This is a genomic window from Martinezella lusitana (assembly GCF_016901135.1).
Classification (GTDB): domain Bacteria; phylum Pseudomonadota; class Alphaproteobacteria; order Rhizobiales; family Rhizobiaceae; genus Rhizobium; species Rhizobium lusitanum_D.
This window is the reverse complement of record NZ_JAFEVL010000010.1, coordinates 15,904-34,018: the sequence shown is the minus strand read 5'-3', so window position 1 is coordinate 34,018 and position 18,115 is coordinate 15,904. Positions and strand designations below refer to the sequence as shown.

Annotated in this window: 17 protein-coding genes and 1 riboswitch; of the genes, 10 read left to right on the top strand and 7 right to left on the bottom strand. The window is 62.0% G+C overall.

Going from position 1 to position 18,115, the window contains the following annotated elements:
• Positions 1-2 precede the first annotated feature (2 nt).
• Both JTP94_RS03075 and JTP94_RS03070 read left to right on the top strand, forming a co-directional pair.
• Positions 3-926, top strand: a complete 924-nt coding sequence (locus JTP94_RS03075; RefSeq protein WP_204849097.1) for a nucleoside hydrolase — start codon at positions 3-5, stop codon at positions 924-926.
• Positions 923-2,710 carry an adenine deaminase gene (locus JTP94_RS03070; RefSeq protein WP_204849096.1) on the top strand — a complete coding sequence of 596 codons (1,788 nt, stop codon included), beginning with the start codon at positions 923-925 and terminating at the stop codon, positions 2,708-2,710. The genes JTP94_RS03075 and JTP94_RS03070 overlap by 4 nt, the downstream gene beginning before the upstream one ends.
• Before the next feature lie 113 nt (positions 2,711-2,823).
• Here the strand turns inward: JTP94_RS03070 and JTP94_RS03065 are convergent, their stop codons facing one another.
• The 5 genes from JTP94_RS03065 to JTP94_RS03045 form a co-directional block, all read right to left on the bottom strand.
• The gene (locus JTP94_RS03065) at positions 2,824-3,999 is read right to left on the bottom strand and encodes a M20 aminoacylase family protein (RefSeq protein ID WP_204849095.1); all 1,176 of its coding nucleotides are present in this window, start codon (positions 3,997-3,999) and stop codon (positions 2,824-2,826) included.
• An 82-nt stretch (positions 4,000-4,081) separates the two neighbouring features.
• Positions 4,082-5,143, bottom strand: coding sequence for an ABC transporter ATP-binding protein (locus JTP94_RS03060; protein ID WP_204849094.1), 1,062 nt, complete (start codon positions 5,141-5,143; stop codon positions 4,082-4,084).
• A complete protein-coding gene (locus tag JTP94_RS03055) occupies positions 5,140-6,693 on the bottom strand; it encodes an iron ABC transporter permease (RefSeq protein WP_204849550.1) in 1,554 nt (517 codons plus the stop codon). The genes JTP94_RS03060 and JTP94_RS03055 overlap by 4 nt, the downstream gene beginning before the upstream one ends.
• Positions 6,694-6,925: 232 nt before the next feature.
• Positions 6,926-7,942 (bottom strand): iron ABC transporter substrate-binding protein, encoded by a 1,017-nt coding sequence (locus tag JTP94_RS03050; protein WP_204849093.1) that lies wholly within the window; start codon positions 7,940-7,942, stop codon positions 6,926-6,928.
• Between the two features lie 119 nt (positions 7,943-8,061).
• Positions 8,062-8,946 carry a LysR family transcriptional regulator gene (locus tag JTP94_RS03045; RefSeq protein WP_204849092.1) on the bottom strand — a complete coding sequence of 295 codons (885 nt, stop codon included), beginning with the start codon at positions 8,944-8,946 and terminating at the stop codon, positions 8,062-8,064.
• Positions 8,947-9,046: 100 nt separating this feature from the next.
• Between JTP94_RS03045 and JTP94_RS03040 the strand changes: the two genes are divergently transcribed.
• Together JTP94_RS03040 and JTP94_RS03035 are read left to right on the top strand one after the other, a co-directional pair.
• Entirely contained in the window at positions 9,047-9,454 is a 408-nt protein-coding gene (locus JTP94_RS03040; RefSeq protein ID WP_204849091.1) for a CidA/LrgA family protein, read from the top strand.
• Positions 9,441-10,145 carry an LrgB family protein gene (locus JTP94_RS03035; RefSeq protein WP_034512119.1) on the top strand — a complete coding sequence of 235 codons (705 nt, stop codon included), beginning with the start codon at positions 9,441-9,443 and terminating at the stop codon, positions 10,143-10,145. Before JTP94_RS03040 ends, JTP94_RS03035 begins: the two co-directional genes overlap by 14 nt.
• Positions 10,146-10,202: 57 nt before the next feature.
• On the opposite strand, the gene JTP94_RS03030 is transcribed toward JTP94_RS03035, so the two are convergent.
• A complete protein-coding gene (locus JTP94_RS03030) occupies positions 10,203-11,540 on the bottom strand; it encodes an MFS transporter (protein WP_204849090.1) in 1,338 nt (445 codons plus the stop codon).
• A 392-nt stretch (positions 11,541-11,932) separates the two neighbouring features.
• On the opposite strand from JTP94_RS03030, the gene cyoA reads away from it, so the two are divergent.
• From cyoA to JTP94_RS03005, 5 genes are all read left to right on the top strand, one after another.
• Complete coding sequence (gene cyoA / locus JTP94_RS03025) at positions 11,933-13,051, top strand: ubiquinol oxidase subunit II (protein WP_204849089.1); 1,119 nt, start codon at positions 11,933-11,935, stop codon at positions 13,049-13,051.
• A 46-nt stretch (positions 13,052-13,097) separates the two neighbouring features.
• A complete protein-coding gene (gene cyoB / locus JTP94_RS03020) occupies positions 13,098-15,101 on the top strand; it encodes a cytochrome o ubiquinol oxidase subunit I (protein ID WP_204849088.1) in 2,004 nt (667 codons plus the stop codon).
• Positions 15,102-15,106: 5 nt separating this feature from the next.
• Positions 15,107-15,736, top strand: coding sequence for a cytochrome o ubiquinol oxidase subunit III (cyoC, locus tag JTP94_RS03015; RefSeq protein WP_204849087.1), 630 nt, complete (start codon positions 15,107-15,109; stop codon positions 15,734-15,736).
• The gene (gene cyoD, locus JTP94_RS03010) at positions 15,733-16,137 is read left to right on the top strand and encodes a cytochrome o ubiquinol oxidase subunit IV (RefSeq protein ID WP_037200882.1); all 405 of its coding nucleotides are present in this window, start codon (positions 15,733-15,735) and stop codon (positions 16,135-16,137) included. The genes cyoC and cyoD overlap by 4 nt, the downstream gene beginning before the upstream one ends.
• A gap of 193 nt (positions 16,138-16,330) precedes the next feature.
• Positions 16,331-17,095 (top strand): SURF1 family protein, encoded by a 765-nt coding sequence (locus tag JTP94_RS03005; protein WP_204849086.1) that lies wholly within the window; start codon positions 16,331-16,333, stop codon positions 17,093-17,095.
• A gap of 3 nt (positions 17,096-17,098) precedes the next feature.
• Here JTP94_RS03005 and JTP94_RS03000 read toward each other — a convergent pair whose 3' ends face one another.
• Positions 17,099-17,665 (bottom strand): histidine phosphatase family protein, encoded by a 567-nt coding sequence (locus JTP94_RS03000; RefSeq protein WP_204849085.1) that lies wholly within the window; start codon positions 17,663-17,665, stop codon positions 17,099-17,101.
• 100 nt (positions 17,666-17,765) lie between these two features.
• A riboswitch (cobalamin riboswitch) is annotated at positions 17,766-17,838 on the top strand.
• A 59-nt stretch (positions 17,839-17,897) separates the two neighbouring features.
• Here JTP94_RS03000 and JTP94_RS02995 point away from each other — a divergent pair.
• The gene (locus JTP94_RS02995) at positions 17,898-18,107 is read left to right on the top strand and encodes a CbtB-domain containing protein (RefSeq protein WP_204849084.1); all 210 of its coding nucleotides are present in this window, start codon (positions 17,898-17,900) and stop codon (positions 18,105-18,107) included.
• Positions 18,108-18,115 lie beyond the last annotated feature (8 nt).

Sequence of the window (18,115 nt, the reverse complement as noted above, 5' to 3'; positions counted from 1 at the left end):
TCATGGGAATCTGGATCGATACCGACATGGGGTTCGATGACATCGCCGCCATTCTGGTGGTCGCGCATTCGAATCTTACCATCGACGGCGTTTCGCTGGTGAGCGGCAATGCGCCGCTGTCCCATGTCCGCGCCAATGCGGCCAGTGCTGCCGCCGTCTTCGGCTGGAAATTCCCCATCCATACCGGCCGCGAATTGCCCGTGGTGTGCAAGCTGGAGACAGCGCAGAACATCCTCGGCCAGAGCGGCATTCCGACCACGGGCCGGAGCCTGCCGCCGACCGATCCACTTCCGTTCAGCAATGCCTTTGTCGCGCTCAGCGACTGGCTTGCCGATGGCGCAGGGCCGAAACGCATCCTCGCGCTTGGTCCGCTGACGAACATTGCCGCCGTGGCGCTTGCCCGACCCGAGCTTGCGGCACGCATCGACGAATTGACCTGGATGGGCGGTGGCGTCACATCGGGCAATCACACCGCCTCTGCCGAGTTCAACGCCTTTGCCGATCCCGAGGCGCTGGCGATCGTGCTGGCGCATGGTCTGCCGTTGCGCATGATCGATCTCGATATCTGCCGGAAGGTGCTGGCCTGGCCCGAGGATGTCGCCCGTCTCCGCCAGACGGCCGGCGAAAAAGCGCAGCTGCTCGCCGATCTTCTGGAAGGCTACGTCAACATCGCCATCAGCCGCGGCCGGCCGGCCATGGCACTATACGACCCGACGGCGGCGGCAATTTTCGTTGCGCCCGAGATATCAACACTTCGACACGCGCGGATCGACGCCGAATTGCAGGGGCAGCATACGCGCGGGCGCACCGTCGTCGAGACACGCGCCTCTCATGCTGAGTTCAATGCCCATTTCGCAGCCGAGATCGACGCCGACAAGGCACGCTCCATCATATTCGACGCCCTGCTTCAGGAGGCCAGCCGATGACCAGAGACTTGTTCGGCGAGCCTGCCGATCTCAACACTCCCGAGCTGCGGGCGCGGGCAGTCGCCGCCGCTCGAGGCGATCAACCCTTCGATCTGCTGATCACCGGCGGCCGCCTTGTCGATATGGTCACCGGCCGCATCCGCGCCGCCGATATCGGCATCGTCGGCCCACTGATTGCAAGCGTGCATGCGCCGGGCAGCCGTATCGATACGGCGCAGACGATCGACGCCGAAGGATGCTTCCTGTCGCCCGGCCTGATCGACACGCATATGCACATCGAAAGCTCCATGGTGACGCCGGCTATCTACACCGAGGCTGTCCTGCCACGCGGCGTGACGACCATCGTCTGGGATCCGCACGAACTCGGCAATGTCCACGGGCTGGAAGGCGTGCGCTGGGCGATCGAAGCGAGCCGCCAACTGCCGATCCGCGTGATACCGCTGGCGCCATCCTGCGTGCCCTCCGCACCGGGACTCGAGCTGGCGGGCGCCGATTTCGACGGCACTGACATGGCCGAGATGCTCGCCTGGCCTGAGATCGGCGGCATCGCGGAAGTCATGACGATGCGCGAAGTGATCAACGGCGATCCGCGTGGCAGCGCGATCATCAATGCCGGGCTGCGTTCGGGTAAAATGATCTGCGGCCATGCCCGCAGCCTTGAGGGCAGCGATCTCAACGCCTTTATGGCCGCCGGCGTCACCTCGGACCATGAGCTGACGTCCGGAGCCGATCTGCTGGCCAAACTGTCGGCGGGCCTGACGATCGAGCTCCGCGGCTCGCATGACCATCTGATGCCGCAATTCGTCGAAGCGATCAAGGAACTCGGCTTTCTGCCGCAGACCGTGACGCTCTGCACCGACGACGTCTTTCCCGACGAACTCCACGACGGCGGCGGCCTCGATGACGTGGTGCGCCGCCTCGTGCACTACGGGCTGAAGCCCGAATGGGTGCTGAGGGCAGCGACCTTGAATGGCGCCATGCGGCTTGGCCGCAACGATCTCGGCCTGATCGCGGCCGGACGCCGTGCCGATATCGTGCTGTTCGAAGACTTAGAGAGCTTCAAGGCACGGCTTGTGATCATCAACGGCACGCTGGCGGCCGAGGCGGGCCGGATTGTCGGCGCGAGTGCCGAAATCGATCCAGAGCCGCTGCGCAATTCCATCAAGCTGGCGACGCTCGGCGAGGACGATTTCCGTGTGCCGGCGACAGGCAGCCGCGTACGGCTTGCGACCATCGATCGGCCGCGCTTCACCCAATGGGGTGAGATCGGGGCCGATGTGGAGAACGGCTTCGTCGTGCCTCCGACTGGCACCACCATGCTCGCCGTCGCCCATCGCCATGGGAAAGCCGACGGCCGACCGCGTATCGGTTTCCTCACCGGCTGGGGCGAGTGGCGCGGTGCCTTCTGCACGACGGTTTCGCACGACAGCCACAATCTCACGGTCTTCGGCGGCAATGTGCGTGACATGACAATTGCCGCCAATGCCGTCATCGCTGCCGGCGGCGGGCTGGCGGTCGCACGCGACGGCAGGATCGAGGCGCTGTTGCCGCTGCCGCTCTCCGGATTGGTGAGCGACGCGCCGCTCGAGGAAACCGCCAACGCCTTCCGCGCCATCCGCGGGGCGATCGACGCCATCGTCGACTGGAGCCCGCCCTACCTCGTCTTCAAGGCCTGCTTCGGCGCCACACTCGCCTGCAATGCCGGACCGCATCAGACGGATCGCGGGATTGCCGATGTTGCGACGGGACGGGTGTTGGAGACGCCGGTGCTTGGGGAGGTTTAGGCTTCTTTGCCTAAACTCGCCTCTATATCTATGGATGGCGCACGTCTGCTACCCCCCTCTGTCCCTTTCGGGACAGAGGGGGGTAGCAGACGTGCGCCATGCTCAGAGCCACTTCAGCCTTGGTCCCCCAACTCCTGCTGCACCAACGTCGCCCAAAACGCCACGCCCGACGCGATCGCGTCATCGCTGAAGTCATAAGCCGTGTTGTGATGCAGCGCTCCGTCCACGGCCGGGCCATTGCCGAGCCAGACGTAGCAACCGGGAGCCTTCTGGCCGAAGAAGGCGAAATCGTCACCGGCGGTCGAGGGTGGGAAGCGGGTGAGCACCTTCTCGCCGAAGACGGCCGTGGCGGTTTTCAACGCCCGCGCGGTGGCATCTGGATCGTTGACGACGGGGGGGATGCGCCGCTCGAACTGATAGTCGACCGCGATCCCGTACATGGCCGCCGTGCCATGCGCCAGGCGTCCGATCTCCTGCTCGAGCTGATCGCGAACCTCGGGCGTATAGGCCCGCGCCGTGCCGCCGATATCGACGGTATCGGGAATGACGTTCAGCGCCTTGGGATCGCCCGCCTGCAGCGAGCAGGCGCTAACGACGGCCGGCTGAAGCGGATCGACGACACGGCCGACGATGGTCTGCAGCGAAGACAGGAATGTCGCTGCCGCCGTGATCGGGTCCTTGCCGAGATGCGGCTTGGCACCGTGGGTGCCGGTACCCCGGAAGGTGATGCGCCAGCTATCCGAAGAAGCCAGCTGCGGCCCCTCGACGACAGCCATCTCATCGACGTCGAGGCCGGGCATATTGTGCAGGCCGTAGACGGCATCGCAGGGAAACAGATCGAAGAGGCCGTCCTCCACCATGCGCTTGGCACCACCGCGCCCTTCTTCGGCCGGCTGGAAGATGAAATGCACCGTGCCGGAAAAACCGCGCTTGGCGGCGAGATGGCGGGCGGCACCGATCAGCATGGTCGTATGGCCGTCATGGCCGCAGGCGTGCATCTTGCCGGGAATGGTGGACTTGTAAGGTCGGTTGCCCTTTTCCGGCATGGCCAGCGCATCCATGTCGGCGCGAAGGCCGATGCGACGGGTGCCGTTGCCGACCTGCAGCGTGCCGACGACGCCGGTCTTGCCGAGGCCGCGATGCACCGTCAGCCCTGCCTCCTCAAGCAACGTCGCGACGATACCGCTGGTGCGCTCCTCCTCAAAGCCGAGTTCGGGGTGGGCATGAAGGTTATGACGAAGCGACGTCAGGAATGGGAGATCCTGGGCGATCTGATCGAGCAAAGACATGGGCGTTCCTTCGGCATAGGGGCGCGATGATAGGCTCGCTCTATCTTCCTCAAAGCTCCCGCGACTTCAACTCAAATGATGCTCAAGCGCCGAGCTTGTCGAAGATGTGCGCCTTTCCGAGGACAGTAACGGAGACCACGCTGCCGACCTCTGGCAAGCCGACACCAGAACTTTTGATGTTCAACGTCTCCAGGCCATTAGCGTTGGAAAGGACAACCGTCACCGTGCAGACCGCGCCACCGAATTCAATGTCGGTGACTTTGCCGATGCAAACGGCGTTCGTGCCGGCATCAGCGACAACACTGAGGCGCAATTGTTCCGGCCGCAGCATAATGTCTGCACGCCCCTGCCGACCTTTGGTATCAGCCGGAATCCGCCCCAAGACGCATGAGACAGCGTCATCGCCAAGGTCCGCCGGCAAGACGATGGCATCTCCGAGAAAGATAGCGGTCTCGCGGTCTTTTGGACTGAGGTAGAGCGTCTGCGGGGTTCCCGCCTGTATCAGCCTGCCGTCGCGCAGAACCGCTACCTGGTTGGCGAAGGATAGCGCCTCCACCTGATCGTGCGTCACCAGAACCGCGGTGATGCCCGCAATTTGCAGCACGCGGGCGACCGCTTTTCGCATGTTTTCACGCAAACCCGTGTCGAGCGCAGAAAAGGGCTCATCGAGCAGCATCAGCCTCGGCTTACGGCCAAGGGCGCGCGCGAGAGCGACACGCTGTTGCTGGCCGCCAGAGAGTTGATGCGGGCGGCGATCGAGCATGCCGCGATCGAGCTCCACCATGTCGATGAGCGCGTTGATCCGCTGATCACGGTCTTGCGCGCCGCGCTCCATGCCGAAGCCGACATTCTCGGCCACGCTCAGATGCGGAAACAAGGCGCCGTCCTGTGACACGATGCCGATGCCGCGGCGATGCGCTGGTACGATGGCAGCCCCGTCCGCCAGTGTCTGGCCTTCCAGCGTCACCTGGCCCTCGTCGGGAATCTCGAAACCGGCGATGATGCGCAGCAGCGTCGTCTTGCCGGAGCCGGAGGGACCGACGATCGCAGTGCGGCTGCCGGCGGCCACCGCAAGTTCGATGTCGTCGAGCGCGTGCACCTGGCCATAGTGTTTGCTGATATTCTTGATCGCCAGAAAGGTCATTGTCCGGCCGTCCGCTTGGATTGTACGTAAAGAAGGAGGGTGAGAGGCAGCGACAACACGACCATCATGAAGGCGTAGGGCGCGGCGGAAACATAGTCGATCTCGCTGGTCAACGACCAGAATTTCGTCGCCAGCGTTTCCGTGCCGTTGGGCGACAGCATGAGCGTCGCCGTCAGCTCGTTGGTGATACCGAGCGCCACAAGCGCGACGCTGGCAGCAAAACCGGGCGCGGCCAGGCGCATGGTGATCTGCCGTACGGCTTGGGCAGGCGTGCGGCCGAGCGCCATGGCTGCGCGCTCGAGCTCGACCGGCGCCTGGGCGATGCTGGCGCGCAGGCCGACCAACGCACGCGGCAGGAACAGCAGGACATAGGCGAGCAACAGCGTGGCGAACGTCTGGTAGAGCGGCAGGATCAACCGGACCGTGATCGAAACCAGGGCCAAGGCAACGACGACACCCGGCAGCGAGCCAACATAGTAGTGGCAGGCTTCGAGGATGCGCTGCAGCCGTCCCGGCGCCCGCACCGACAGCCACGCCATGGGGACCGCAGCTATCGTGGCCAGCAGACCGCCGGCAATCGCCAAGACGATTGTCTGCAGCAAGGCAGAGCCAACGGTATCGATCCGCCAGATGCCGGCGCCGCCAAGATAAAGCCAGCGCCCCAGGGTCACAAAGGGAACACCGAGCGTCAACACAGCGGTCAAGACCGGGAGCACGATGGCTGGAATGACAAACCAGCCCAGACGACGACGATCGGCCGGGCGCGCGGCGCCGGAACCGACGCGGGCGTAGCGCTCGTTGCCGCGTACCAGCACTTCGATGCCGAGCAACAGCAGGCAGCAGAAAACGAGAACACCGCCGAGCATATTGGCTGCAGGGCTGTTATAGGCAGACTGGAACTGATCGACGATCGCGGTCGAGAAGGTGTCGAAACGGATCATCACGTAGAGGCCGTATTCGGCCAGGAGATGCAGACCGATCAGCAGCGAGCCGCCGCAGATGGCGAGGCGAAGCTGCGGCAGGACCGCACGGAAGAACACGCGCCAGGGGCCGAGGCCGAGCGAGGCGGCAGCATCCTCGATCGCCGGATCGAGGCGGCGCAGGGCTGCGGCGACCGGCAAATAGAGGAACGGAAAATAGGCAAGCACCGACACCAGCACGCCGCTCCACAGCCCATGCATGCTCGGCACGAGGCTGACCCAGGCATAGCTGTGCACGAAGGCGGGCACCGCAAGTGGCGCGACAGCCAGCCAGGACCAGATGCGGGCACCCGGTATATCGGTGCGCTCCGTCAGCCAGGCGAGCGTCACCGCCAGCAGGATGCAGAGCGGGATGGTGCAGAGCTCGAGCAGGACGGTATTGACGAGCAGTTCGCCGACACGATTGCGAAAAATCAGCGCGATGACTTCGGCCCAGCCGGTATCGATCGTGATCCAGATGATAAAGCCGAGCGGCACCAGACTCAAAAGGGCGACGATGGATGCAAAGGCGACGACGGAAGCATGCCGAACGCGACTGCGGGGAGCAGCCGTCAACTGGGGCATTCGCATGGCGGCGGCCTGACCGGCCGGCGCGGCATATGTGTTCTTCTGCAGCAAGTCCTAGCTGCCTTTCACGCCCTGAAATAGGAAGGCAATCGCCGTTGAAAGGCGATTGCCCGATCGATCGGCCTGAAGGCCATTCGCATGCCCCTAGCAGGGCATGCGACAGTGATGCAAGAGCCAAGCCCGGGATAAGCCTATCCGAAAACCGCGGAAAGGCGTCTCGGCCCGGGCTTTTGCCTTAGATGAGCCCGGCTTCCGTCATCAGGTCGGTGACCTTCTTGCTGTTCAGCTTGGAGGGCTCGACCTTCGGTGCCTGCAGGTCCGTCAGCGGCACCAGCTTCGCATTGGAAGCGTCGCCATTGCCGACGGCATATTCATAGGAGTCGCCATCGCGCAGTACGGCCTGGCCGCCCTTGCCGGTGATCCACTTCAGGAATGCCTGTGCTTCCTTCTGATGCTGGCTGGACGCCAGAACCGCACCGCCGGAGATGCTGACGAACGCGCCCGGATCCTGGTTCTTGAAATAGTGCAGGGCAACGTTCTTGCTGTTTTCGCCGGTCTTGGCCTGATCGCCGAACCAATAGTAGTGATAGATCACCGCGCCTTCGATTTCGCCGGCATTGACGGCTTTCATGGCGACGCTGTTGCCCTTGTAGAAGCTGGCGTTTTCCTTCATCGCCTTCAGCCAGGCGCGCGTGGCATCCTCGCCCTTCAGCTCGAGAAACGCACTGACGATCGCCTGGAAATCGGCGCCGGCCGGCGAAGCGCCCCAACGGCCCTTCCACTTGGCATCGGCCAGATCGAGCATCGACTTCGGCAGGTCGCCTTCCTTCAGCTTGGTCTTGTCATAGGCAAAAACCGTCGAACGGGCGGCAACGCCGACCCAGTCGCCATCGGCTGCCTTGAAGGTTTCCGGCACCTGGGCGAGCGTGGCGGCATCGACCGGAGCAAAGAGCTTGTTGGCGTCGACCAGCGTCATGCCAGGCGAATTTTCCGTCAGATAGACGTCAGCGGGGGAAGCGGCGCCTTCCTGGATGATCTGGTTGGCGAACTGCATGTCGCTACCGTTGCGGATCGTGACCTTGATGCCGGTTTCCTTGGTGAAGCCATCCGCCCATGCCTGCGTCAGCGTCTCGTGCTGGGCATTGTAGACCACGATGCCTTCGGAATCGGCGGCATTCGCCATCATCGGAGCAACGGCAAGGCCAGCCGCAAGCGCCAGCGCGCTGGTGAGGTGAGAAAAGGAAAAAGCCATAAGTCCTCTCGCTTGAAAGTCGCCGCCCCCGGCAGCGATGCGATAGCGTATATTTTTCCTGAGCATTATTTTCAAGTTTACACTCGCGCCCTGCTTATCACAAAAGTTTTACAACGGAGTCAAGTTTTCACCGACACCTCTGCGGCAAGCTCGAGCCAAGCACGGCCGGCCTGCGACAGGTAACCGCCCCGCCGCCAAATCCATGCCATATGCCACTGCATTTCAGGCTCGACGACGAGCGCGTGGCTGATGCCGGGGCGCAGGCGTTGCTCGGCGATCAGCCGCGGCAGGAAGCCGACACCGAGACCGGCGGCGACCAGCTCGACGATGAAATTGATCTGGCTTGAACGTGCGACAATATCGGGCGCGAAGCTGGCGGTGCGACAGGCATCGAGAATGATGCCATTAAGGGCAAAGCCGGTCTCGAACAGGATGAAGGGATTGCCTTGCAGCGCCGCGAGCGAAACCGTCTCATGGCCGGCAAGCGGATGCGCTGATGGCAGCAGCACATGCATCGGCTCGCAACGCACGCTCTGCCACTCGAACGCATCGAGCGTCGGCAGAAGCGAGGCGCCGAGATCGACCTCGTCGGAAAGCACCATCTCCTCCAGCCGCTTGGCGCCCTGCTCCACTAGCTTGATCTCGATGCCGGGATAGCGGCTGCGGAAGACGGCAAATACCGGCGCGAACAGCGCATCGTTGCCGATCGGCGGCAGGCCGAGCCGCAGAGTGCCGCGCGCGAGGCCGCGCAATTCGGCGAGTTCGGCGAGGAGATCGTCGCGCCCGGCAAGGAGCGTTACCGCCCGGCGATAGACGACCTCGCCGGCATCCGTGAGCGTCGTGCGATGGCCGATGCGATTGAGCAGCGGCAGACCAAGCTCGTCCTCGAGCTGTCGCACGGCCTTGCTTACGGCGGACTGGGTCGCGAACACCACCTTGGCGGCTTCCGAAAAGCCTCCCTGGCGCACCACCTCGACAAAGGCTCGCAGCGTTCGAAGTTCCATCACTATTCCATACAGGACTGAATTTGATGAAATCAATTCATTTTATTCATAAGGAGGAAGGGCTTATCGTCAGGCCATCCGAATTTTCCCGAGTTTCTCCATGCACATCGATCTGCAAAACCGTCCGAAACTAAGCCGCCTGGCTCAGATCTTCCTGCTGCTGGCCTACTGGCAGGCCGGTGAAGGCATCGTGCGCCTTGCGCATCTGCCCATTCCCGGCGCTATCGCCGGCATGCTGCTGGTGCTGGCGCTGTTTGCGAGCGGCAAGGTCAGCATGACGAGCATGCAGCGCGGCGCGGAGTGGTTTCTGGCCGAAATGCTGCTGTTCTTCGTACCGGCCGTGCTGGCCGTGCTCGATCATGGCGAATTCCTCGGGATCGTCGGGCTGAAGGTGCTTGCCGTCATCTTCGTCGGCACCGTCATCGTCATGGGCGTCACCGCGATCTCGATCGACTTCGGCTACCGGCTGATGGTGCACCAGGGAGCATCCCGTCATGTCCGCAATTGAAACGATCGCACCGGGCCTGTTCTGGCCGCTGGCGACGATTGGCCTCTATTATTTTTCCAAGGCGCTTTATCGCCGTTGGCCTTCGCTGTGGCTCTCGCCGCTGGTGGCGGCGCCGGCGGTTCTGATCGCCATCGCACTCGTCCTGCATGCGACCTATCGGGACTATATGCACGACAGTCGCTGGCTGCTCGCTCTGCTCGGGCCGGCGACAGTCGCCTTCGCCGTGCCGATCTACGAACAGCGCGACCTGATCAGACGTTATTGGCCTTTGCTGCTATTCGGCGTGACGGTCGGTAGCACCACGGCCATGCTCTCGGCCTGGGGCCTTGCCAGCCTTTTCGGTCTCGACGAAAGCCTGCGTCTCAGCCTGATGCCCCGCTCGATCAGCACGCCTTTCGCCATGGTGGTGTCGGACGATATCGGCGGCGTGCCCAACCTGACCGCCGTCTTCGTCGTCATCACCGGTCTGTTCGGCGCCGCCGCCGGACAGACGCTGCTGCGGCTGTTGCCGCTCAAATCCGGCATCGCCCGCGGCGCGCTCTTCGGCATGGGGGCGCATGGTGTCGGCGTCGCGAAGGCCCATGAGATCGGCCGCGAGGAAGGATCGATCGCCGGGCTGGTCATGGTGCTGGTGGGATTGACAAACGTGCTGGCGGCACCGCTGATCGCCTGGCTCATGCATTCAGCCTGAACGAAAAAGGGCCGCGGCATTCGCACGCCGCGGCCCTTTTCAATTCGAAAATCCGGCTCAGGTGTCTTTCGTCTCCAGCGTCTTGCTGAAGAAGATCGCGACCAGCGTGCAGACGACGCCCGACAGCAGATAGAGGCTGGTATAGACGAGGCCGAACTGGCTGGAGAGGCTGAGCGCCACGAAGGGCGCAAAACCCGCGCCGATCAGCCAGGACAGATCCGAGGTCAGTGCCGAGCCGCTGTAGCGATAATTGCGGCTGAAGCGCGAGGCGCTGGCGCCTGCTGCCTGGCCGAAGGAGAGGCCGAGCAGCGTGAAGCCGAGAACCACATAGATGTGACGACCGGTGACGCCGCCGTCGAGCAGCCATGGCGCGACGAAAGCGAAGCAGGCGAGCAGCACCGCACCGACGGCAAGCTGATTGCGACGGCCGATCCTATCGGCCAGCAAGCCGGAACAGATGATGGCGAGGATACCGCAAATGGCACCGAGGAATTCCATCAACAGGAACGAGCCGGGAGTCTGCTCGCTGTAAAGCGTCACCCAACCCAGCGGGAAGACGGTGACGAGATGGAAGGTCGCAAAGCTTGCGAGCGGCACGAAGGCGCCGATCAGCACGTCACGGCCATGCACCCGCAGAAGCTCCGTCATCTTGACCGGCTCCAGCTCATGGCGCTCCAGAAGCGTGCCGAATTCCGGCGTGGCGACGAGGCGAAGCCGGGCGAAAAGCGCCACGACGTTGACCATGAAGGCGCAGAAGAACGGATAGCGCCAGCCCCAATCGACAAAGTCGGCGGTCGACAGGCTCATGACGAAGTAAGCAAAGAGCGCACTTGCCAGCATGAAGCCGATCGGAGCGCCGAGCTGCGGGATCATCGCATACCAGCCGCGGTGTTTGGCGGGCGCATTCAGCGCTAGCAGCGAGGCCAAGCCGTCCCAGGCGCCGCCGAGCGCAAGACCCTGGCCGATACGGAAGATGGCGAGCAGAAGGATCGCATAGCCGCCGATCTCATTATAGCCGGGCAGGAAGCTCATCGACGCAGTCGAACCGCCAAGCAGGAACAGCGCGATCGTCAGCTTGACGCCGCGGCCATAGGTGCGGTCGATCGCCATGAAGATGAACGAGCCGATCGGGCGGGCGATGAAGGCAAGCGCGAACACCAGGAAGGAAAGCAGCGTTCCATGCAACGGGTCAGCAAAGGGGAACATCAGCTTCGGGAAAACCAGGACCGATGCGATGGCGTAGACGAAGAAATCAAAAAACTCGGATGTGCGACCGATGATCACACCGATGGCAATGTTGCCAGGGGCAACCGAACCGCCAGCATGCATGCTGCGGGCATCGCTCTCGAGGGTTGAAGATGTAGGGTTCAGTGTTTCATGTGTCACGCTGACCATGTACGGGAGCCTCCCTCTCCGAGCGCGAACTCCTCCATGAATGCGCGCGTAACAAAGATGTCGATCAAACGTGCGAACATATCAAGTGTCGAGCATGAAATAATTCGCAAATTAGCCATCAAACCCGGCCTTTCCCGCCTCTGGCGCTGCATCATGCGTAGCTAGGGAAAGGCCAGCGGTGGTCATTTGTTCCGATCCGGGTATATTGGCCGCGATAAAAGCGAATGATCGGCGGAAAACCTTCTGGATTTTGCAGGGTTTTCCCGATAGGTGGGACCGCATTCCATACCGCATTGCACTCGCGCTTGCTGCGGTGCGACGAAACACCTCATATCGTTCATGACCACCGTCCTTTAGTCGCGGTAGGGTCGAAACAAAAAGAGCTTTAAGACGTGCTAAGACTAGCGAAGATTTTCAGCCGCTTTTCTGTCATCCCGCTGATTTTGCTGCTATCGGGCTGCAACATGGTGGTGATGGCTCCCTCCGGCGACATCGCCGTTCAGCAACGCAACCTCATCATCATCTCGGTCGTGCTGATGTTGATCATCATCATCCCGGTGATCTTCCTCACACTGTTCTTCGCCTGGAAATATCGCCAGTCGAACGAAGAGGCGGCCTACGAGCCGGATTGGCATCATTCGACACGTCTCGAACTGGTCATCTGGTCCGCCCCGCTCGCCATCATCATCGCGCTCGGCGCCGTGACCTGGATCAGCACCCATCAGCTTGACCCCTACCGGCCGCTCGACCGCATCGCCGAGGACAAGCCGCTCAGCGCCGACGTCAAGCCGCTGAGCGTCGAAGTCGTCGCGCTCGACTGGAAATGGCTGTTCTTCTATCCGGACTACGGCATCGCCACGGTCAACGAAATGGCCGCCCCGGTCGACAGGCCGATCAACTTCAAGATCACGGCCTCCGCTGTGATGAACTCCTTCTTCATCCCGGCGCTGGCAGGCCAGATCTACGCCATGCCGGGCATGGAGACGAAGCTGCACGCCGTCATCAATCATCCCGGCGAGTATCAAGGCCTATCCGCCAACTACAGCGGTGCCGGCTTCTCGCACATGCGCTTCAAGTTCCATGGCCTGAACCAGGCGGATTTCGACCAGTGGATCCAGAAGGCCAAGAGCCAGGGCACGGCGCTCGGCCGCCCGGAATACCTGGCCCTCGCCCAGCCGAGCGAACGCAATCCGGTGCAGTACTTCAATGCCGTCGACGATGGCCTCTATAACGCCATCCTCAACATGTGCGCCGACCCGAGCAAGATGTGCATGAGCGAAATGATGCATATCGACGCCAAGGGCGGCGGCGGCAAGGAAAGCCAGGAAAACCGCGAGCGTCTGATCTACGACAACCGCGACGCCGGCCACGCGGACGCAACGCCCGTGAAGGCCGACGGCTCCGCGGGTCATACCATGCAGCATGGCGATAACTCGATGCAGGGCATGGATATGGGCAACGGCTCTTCTTCAGATTCGTCGACCGGTTCGGTGCAGCACCAGGATCACTGATCCGGTGCGCTTAGTAACAAGACATTTATAAGGACAGAGGCAATCCATGTTTTCCAACCCGGACCTCTATAAGTTCATCTTCGGTCGGCTGACGCTCGACTCCATCCCCTATCACGAGCCGATCCTGGTCATAACCTTCATCGGCGTCGCCATCGGCGGTATCGCCGTTCTCGGCCTGCTGACCTACTTCCGTCTCTGGGGCTATCTCTGGAAAGAGTGGTTCACCAGCATCGATCACAAGAAGATCGGCGTCATGTACATCGTGCTGTCGCTGATCATGCTGCTGCGCGGCTTTTCCGACGCGCTGATGATGCGAGCCCAGCAGGCGCTCGCCTTCAACGGCTCGGATGGCTTCCTGCCGCCGCACCACTACGACCAGGTATTCACCGCCCATGGCGTCATCATGATCTTCTTCGTGGCGATGCCGATGGTTACGGGTCTCATGAACTTCGTCGTGCCGCTGCAAATCGGCGCACGCGATGTGTCGTTTCCGTTCCTCAACAATTTCTCCTTCTGGATGACGACGGCCGGCGCGATCATCATCATGATCTCGCTATTCATCGGCGAGTTCGCAAAGACCGGCTGGCTCGCCTATCCGCCGCTTTCCGGTATCGCCTACAGTCCCGATGTCGGTGTCGATTATTACATCTGGGGCCTGCAGGTCGCGGGTATCGGCACGCTGCTGTCGGGCGTCAACCTCGTCGCGACCATCGTCAAGATGCGCGCGCCGGGCATGACGATGATGAAAATGCCCGTCTTCACCTGGACCGCGCTCTGCACCAACGTGCTGATCGTTGCCGCCTTCCCGGTGCTGACAGCCGTTCTCGCCCTGCTGTCGCTCGACCGCTACGCCGGCACGAATTTCTTCACCAACGACCTTGGCGGCAATCCGATGATGTATATCAACCTCATCTGGATCTGGGGTCACCCGGAAGTCTACATCCTGATCCTGCCGGCCTTCGGCGTGTTCTCGGAAGTCGTCGCCACCTTCTCCGGCAAGCGCCTCTTCGGTTATGCCTCGATGGTGTACGCCACCGTCGTCATCACCATCCTGTCGTACCTGGTCTGGCTCCACCACTTCTTCACCATGGGTTCGGGCGCCAGCGTCAACTCCTTCTTCGGCATCACGACGATGATCATCTCGATCCCGACGGGTGCGAAGCTGTTCAACTGGCTCTTCACCATGTATCGCGGCCGTATCCGCTACGAAGTGCCGATGCTGTGGACCGTGGCCTTCATGGTCACCTTCACGATCGGCGGCATGACCGGCGTCATGCTTGCGGTTCCGCCGGCAGACTTCGTGCTGCACAATTCGCTGTTCCTGATCGCCCACTTCCACAACGTCATCATCGGCGGCGTGCTGTTCGGCATGTTCGCCGGCATCGCCTACTGGTTCCCGAAGGCCTTCGGCTTCAAGCTCGATCCGTTCTGGGGCAAGATGTCCTTCTGGTTCTGGGTCGTCGGCTTCTACTTCGCCTTCATGCCGCTCTACGTGCTCGGCCTGATGGGCGTCACCCGCCGCATGTCCCAGTTCGACGATCCGTCGCTGCAGATCTACTTCGTCGTCGCCGCACTTGGCGCCGTGATGATCGCCATCGGCATCGCCTCCTTCATCATCCAGCTCGTCGTCAGCTTCATCAAGCGCGAAGAGCTTCGCGACGTCACCGGCGACCCATGGAACGGCCGCACGCTGGAATGGTCCACATCCTCGCCGCCGCCGGAATACAACTTCGCCCTGACGCCGATCGTCCACGACAACGACGCCTGGTGGGACATGAAGAGCCGCGGCTACGTCAGGCCGACGGAGGGCTTCATTCCGATCCACATGCCGAAGAGCACGGGTACGGGCATCATCCTCGGCGTTCTCTCCATCGCCTTCGCATTCGGCATGATCTGGTACATCTGGTGGCTCGCCGCCATCACCTTCGCCGCGATGATCATCACCACGATCGGCCATACCTTCAACTATAAGCGCGACTTCCACATTCCCGCCGAGGAGGTCGTGAAGACCGAGAACGAGCGTACGAAGCTGCTCGCAGGACAGGTATAAGACCTATGACGACCCAAACCGCACATGCTCCCAAGGACGGCGAAACGCCCGCCTTCTACATGACGGAAGAGTATCATCCGGAAGGCAGCACCATGCTGGGCTTCTGGATCTACATCATGAGCGACTGCCTGATCTTCGCAGTCCTCTTCGCGACCTATGCCGTGCTCGGCCATAACTACGCGGCAGGCCCTTCTCCGGCAGACCTGTTCGAGCTGCCGCTCGTCGCCCTCAACACGGCGATGCTGCTTTTCTCCTCCATCACCTATGGCTTCGCCATGCTGGAGATGGAGAAGGAGAATAAGTCGGGAACGATGATGTGGCTGGCGATCACCGGCCTGTTCGGCGCAGCCTTCATCTTCTTCGAACTTTACGAGTTCTATCACCTGATCCTCGACGGCGCCGGCCCGCAGCGCAGCGCCTTCCTGTCGGCCTTCTTCACGCTGGTCGGCACGCACGGGCTGCACGTCACCGTCGGCATCGTCTGGCTGATCACGCTGATGGTGCAGACCAGCCAGCATGGCCTGATCCCCGAGAACAAGCGCCGCCTGATGTGCCTTTCGATGTTCTGGCACTTCCTCGACGTCGTCTGGATCGGCGTGTTTTCCTTCGTCTACCTCATGGGAGTTCTCGGATGAGCTCGAACACGGACCATTCGCATCATTCCGCCGACGCCCACGGTCACGATCACCATGGCGGTCACGAAGCTGCCCACGGCACCTTCAAGAGCTACATGACGGGGTTCGTCCTCTCCGTCATCCTGACCGCCATTCCCTTCTGGCTGGTCATGGCCAAGGTCTTCTCCGATCCGGTCGTGACAGCCGCGCTGATCATGGTGCTCGGCGCGATCCAGATCATCGTGCACATGATCTACTTCCTGCACATGAACACCCGCTCGGAAGGCGGCTGGAACATGATGGCGCTGATCTTCACCATCGTGCTTGTCATCATCGCCCTTTCCGGCTCGCTCTGGGTCATGCATCACCTCAACTCGAACATGATGCCCATGTCGCCCGAGATGATGCGCAATATGCCTTGATCGCAAGCGGCGGGCCTTTGAAAAGAGGCCCGCCCTCTTTCCGGCGCGAGAGTTCCGCCGGATGCTGCGCGGCACAGCCCTCAGGACGCGCAAGGTTCGCAGCCCAATTTCCCAGACGACGCATGATCTTCCGCGAAGGCCGTTTCGCACCTCCCGAAATCATGCGGCAGCGCGTCCCCCGGAGACCAGCGCCATGACCGATACTCCTTCGACCACGTCTCCCGATAAGCCCCGCTCGGTGCTCACGCTCGCCATCTGGGTGATGTTGCTCCTGCTGCTGACCGCGCTCCTGATCGGCCTCGGCACATGGCAGGTGCAGCGGCTGCATTGGAAGCTCGATCTGATCGCCAAGGTCGATTCCCGCGTGCACGCGCCGGCGGTTGCGGCGCCTGGGCCGACGCAATGGGCTGACGTGACGGCCGAGAACTCCGAATACAAGCATGTGCAGGTGAGCGGCACTTTCCTCAACGACAAGGAAACGCAGGTCTATGCCTCGACCGTGCTTGGCCCCGGCTATTGGGTGCTGACGCCGCTGAGGGAGGCCGACGGGACGATCGTCGTTGTCAATCGCGGTTTTGTTCCCACAGAGAAGCGCAAGCCGACGACGCGTCCGGCCGGCCAGCTCAGCGGCGAGACGACCGTTACCGGCCTGCTGCGGATCAACGAGCCCAAGGGCACGCTGCTGCGCTCCAACGTGCCGGCGGAAGAGCGCTGGTATTCACGCGACGTCAACGCAATTGCCGACGTGCGCGGCCTGCAGAACGTGGCGCCCTACTTCATCGACGCGGACGATACGAAAAATCCGGGCGACCTGCCGGTGGGAGGGCTGACGCAGATCGTCTTCCACAACAGCCATCTCGTCTATGCCATCACCTGGTACGGACTGGCCGCGATGACGTTCGGCCTCGCCGTATTCCTCGTCTATTTCGAACGGCAGCGGGCAAAAGCAGCCCGCTGACCGCTACTCCGTCATCTTCGGGAAGCGGAGCTGCCAGCGGCGGCCGTCGCTCGTCATTTCGACCATGCCAAAGGGCTCGACGTCGATTGTCCAGAATGCCATAGGCGGGGCCTGCAGCAAATGCAGGACGGCGGCGCGGATGACGCTCGCATGGGTGACGACGACGGTATGACCGGCATCATGAAGATGGTTTCCCATCCATTCGCCGATGCGCAGCACGACCGCCGACAGAGATTCGCCGCCATGCGGCGCGGCATCCAAATCCGTCATCCATAGCGCCAGGGATTCCGGATCGCTTTCGTAAAGTTCGGCGAGCGATTTTCCGCACCAATCGCCGTAGTCACATTCGCGCAAGGCAGTTTCAAGGATCGCGTCATGACCGAGGATAGCAGCCGTCTGGCGCGCGCGCAGCGCCGGGCTCGTCCAGACCCGATCGATCGTTCCGAGCTTTGCAACAGGCAATTTGGCTCGCCGCGCCGCTTTCGCCTCCAGCGGCTCGTCATCCGGAAAGCAGCCGTTTCGATTGGCTTCCGTCGGCCCATGACAAATCCAGCTCAGGCGACCCCTCATGACACTCGATATCCCCATGCCTTGTCGCGATCTAACATCGCAATGGCGTTTGATTGACAACCATCTTTGCGGACAGATATAAACTTGCACTTACGGGTGTGGAAGCCGGTGAAATCCCGGCGCGGTCGCGCCACTGTAATCGATGACGGAAGCTTCGCCCTCGAGAGCCAGACCCTTCCCGTAAAGAACCCTTCCGCAAATGGAACGCGCTTTTCTTAAAGAGGGAACTACAATGTCTGATACCGCTTTCGCAGCATCCGCAATCCCGCAGCCGATCCCGCTCGGCCAAATCCTGCCCTGGGCTGTCTTCGCCGGCCTGTTGATGCTGCTGGCGATCTATTTCGTCGGCGCCGAGGAAGGCGCAACCTCGCTGATTTCAGGCATGTATGTGCACGAATTCGTGCATGATGCCCGTCACCTTCTCGGTTTCCCCTGCCACTAAGGGATCAG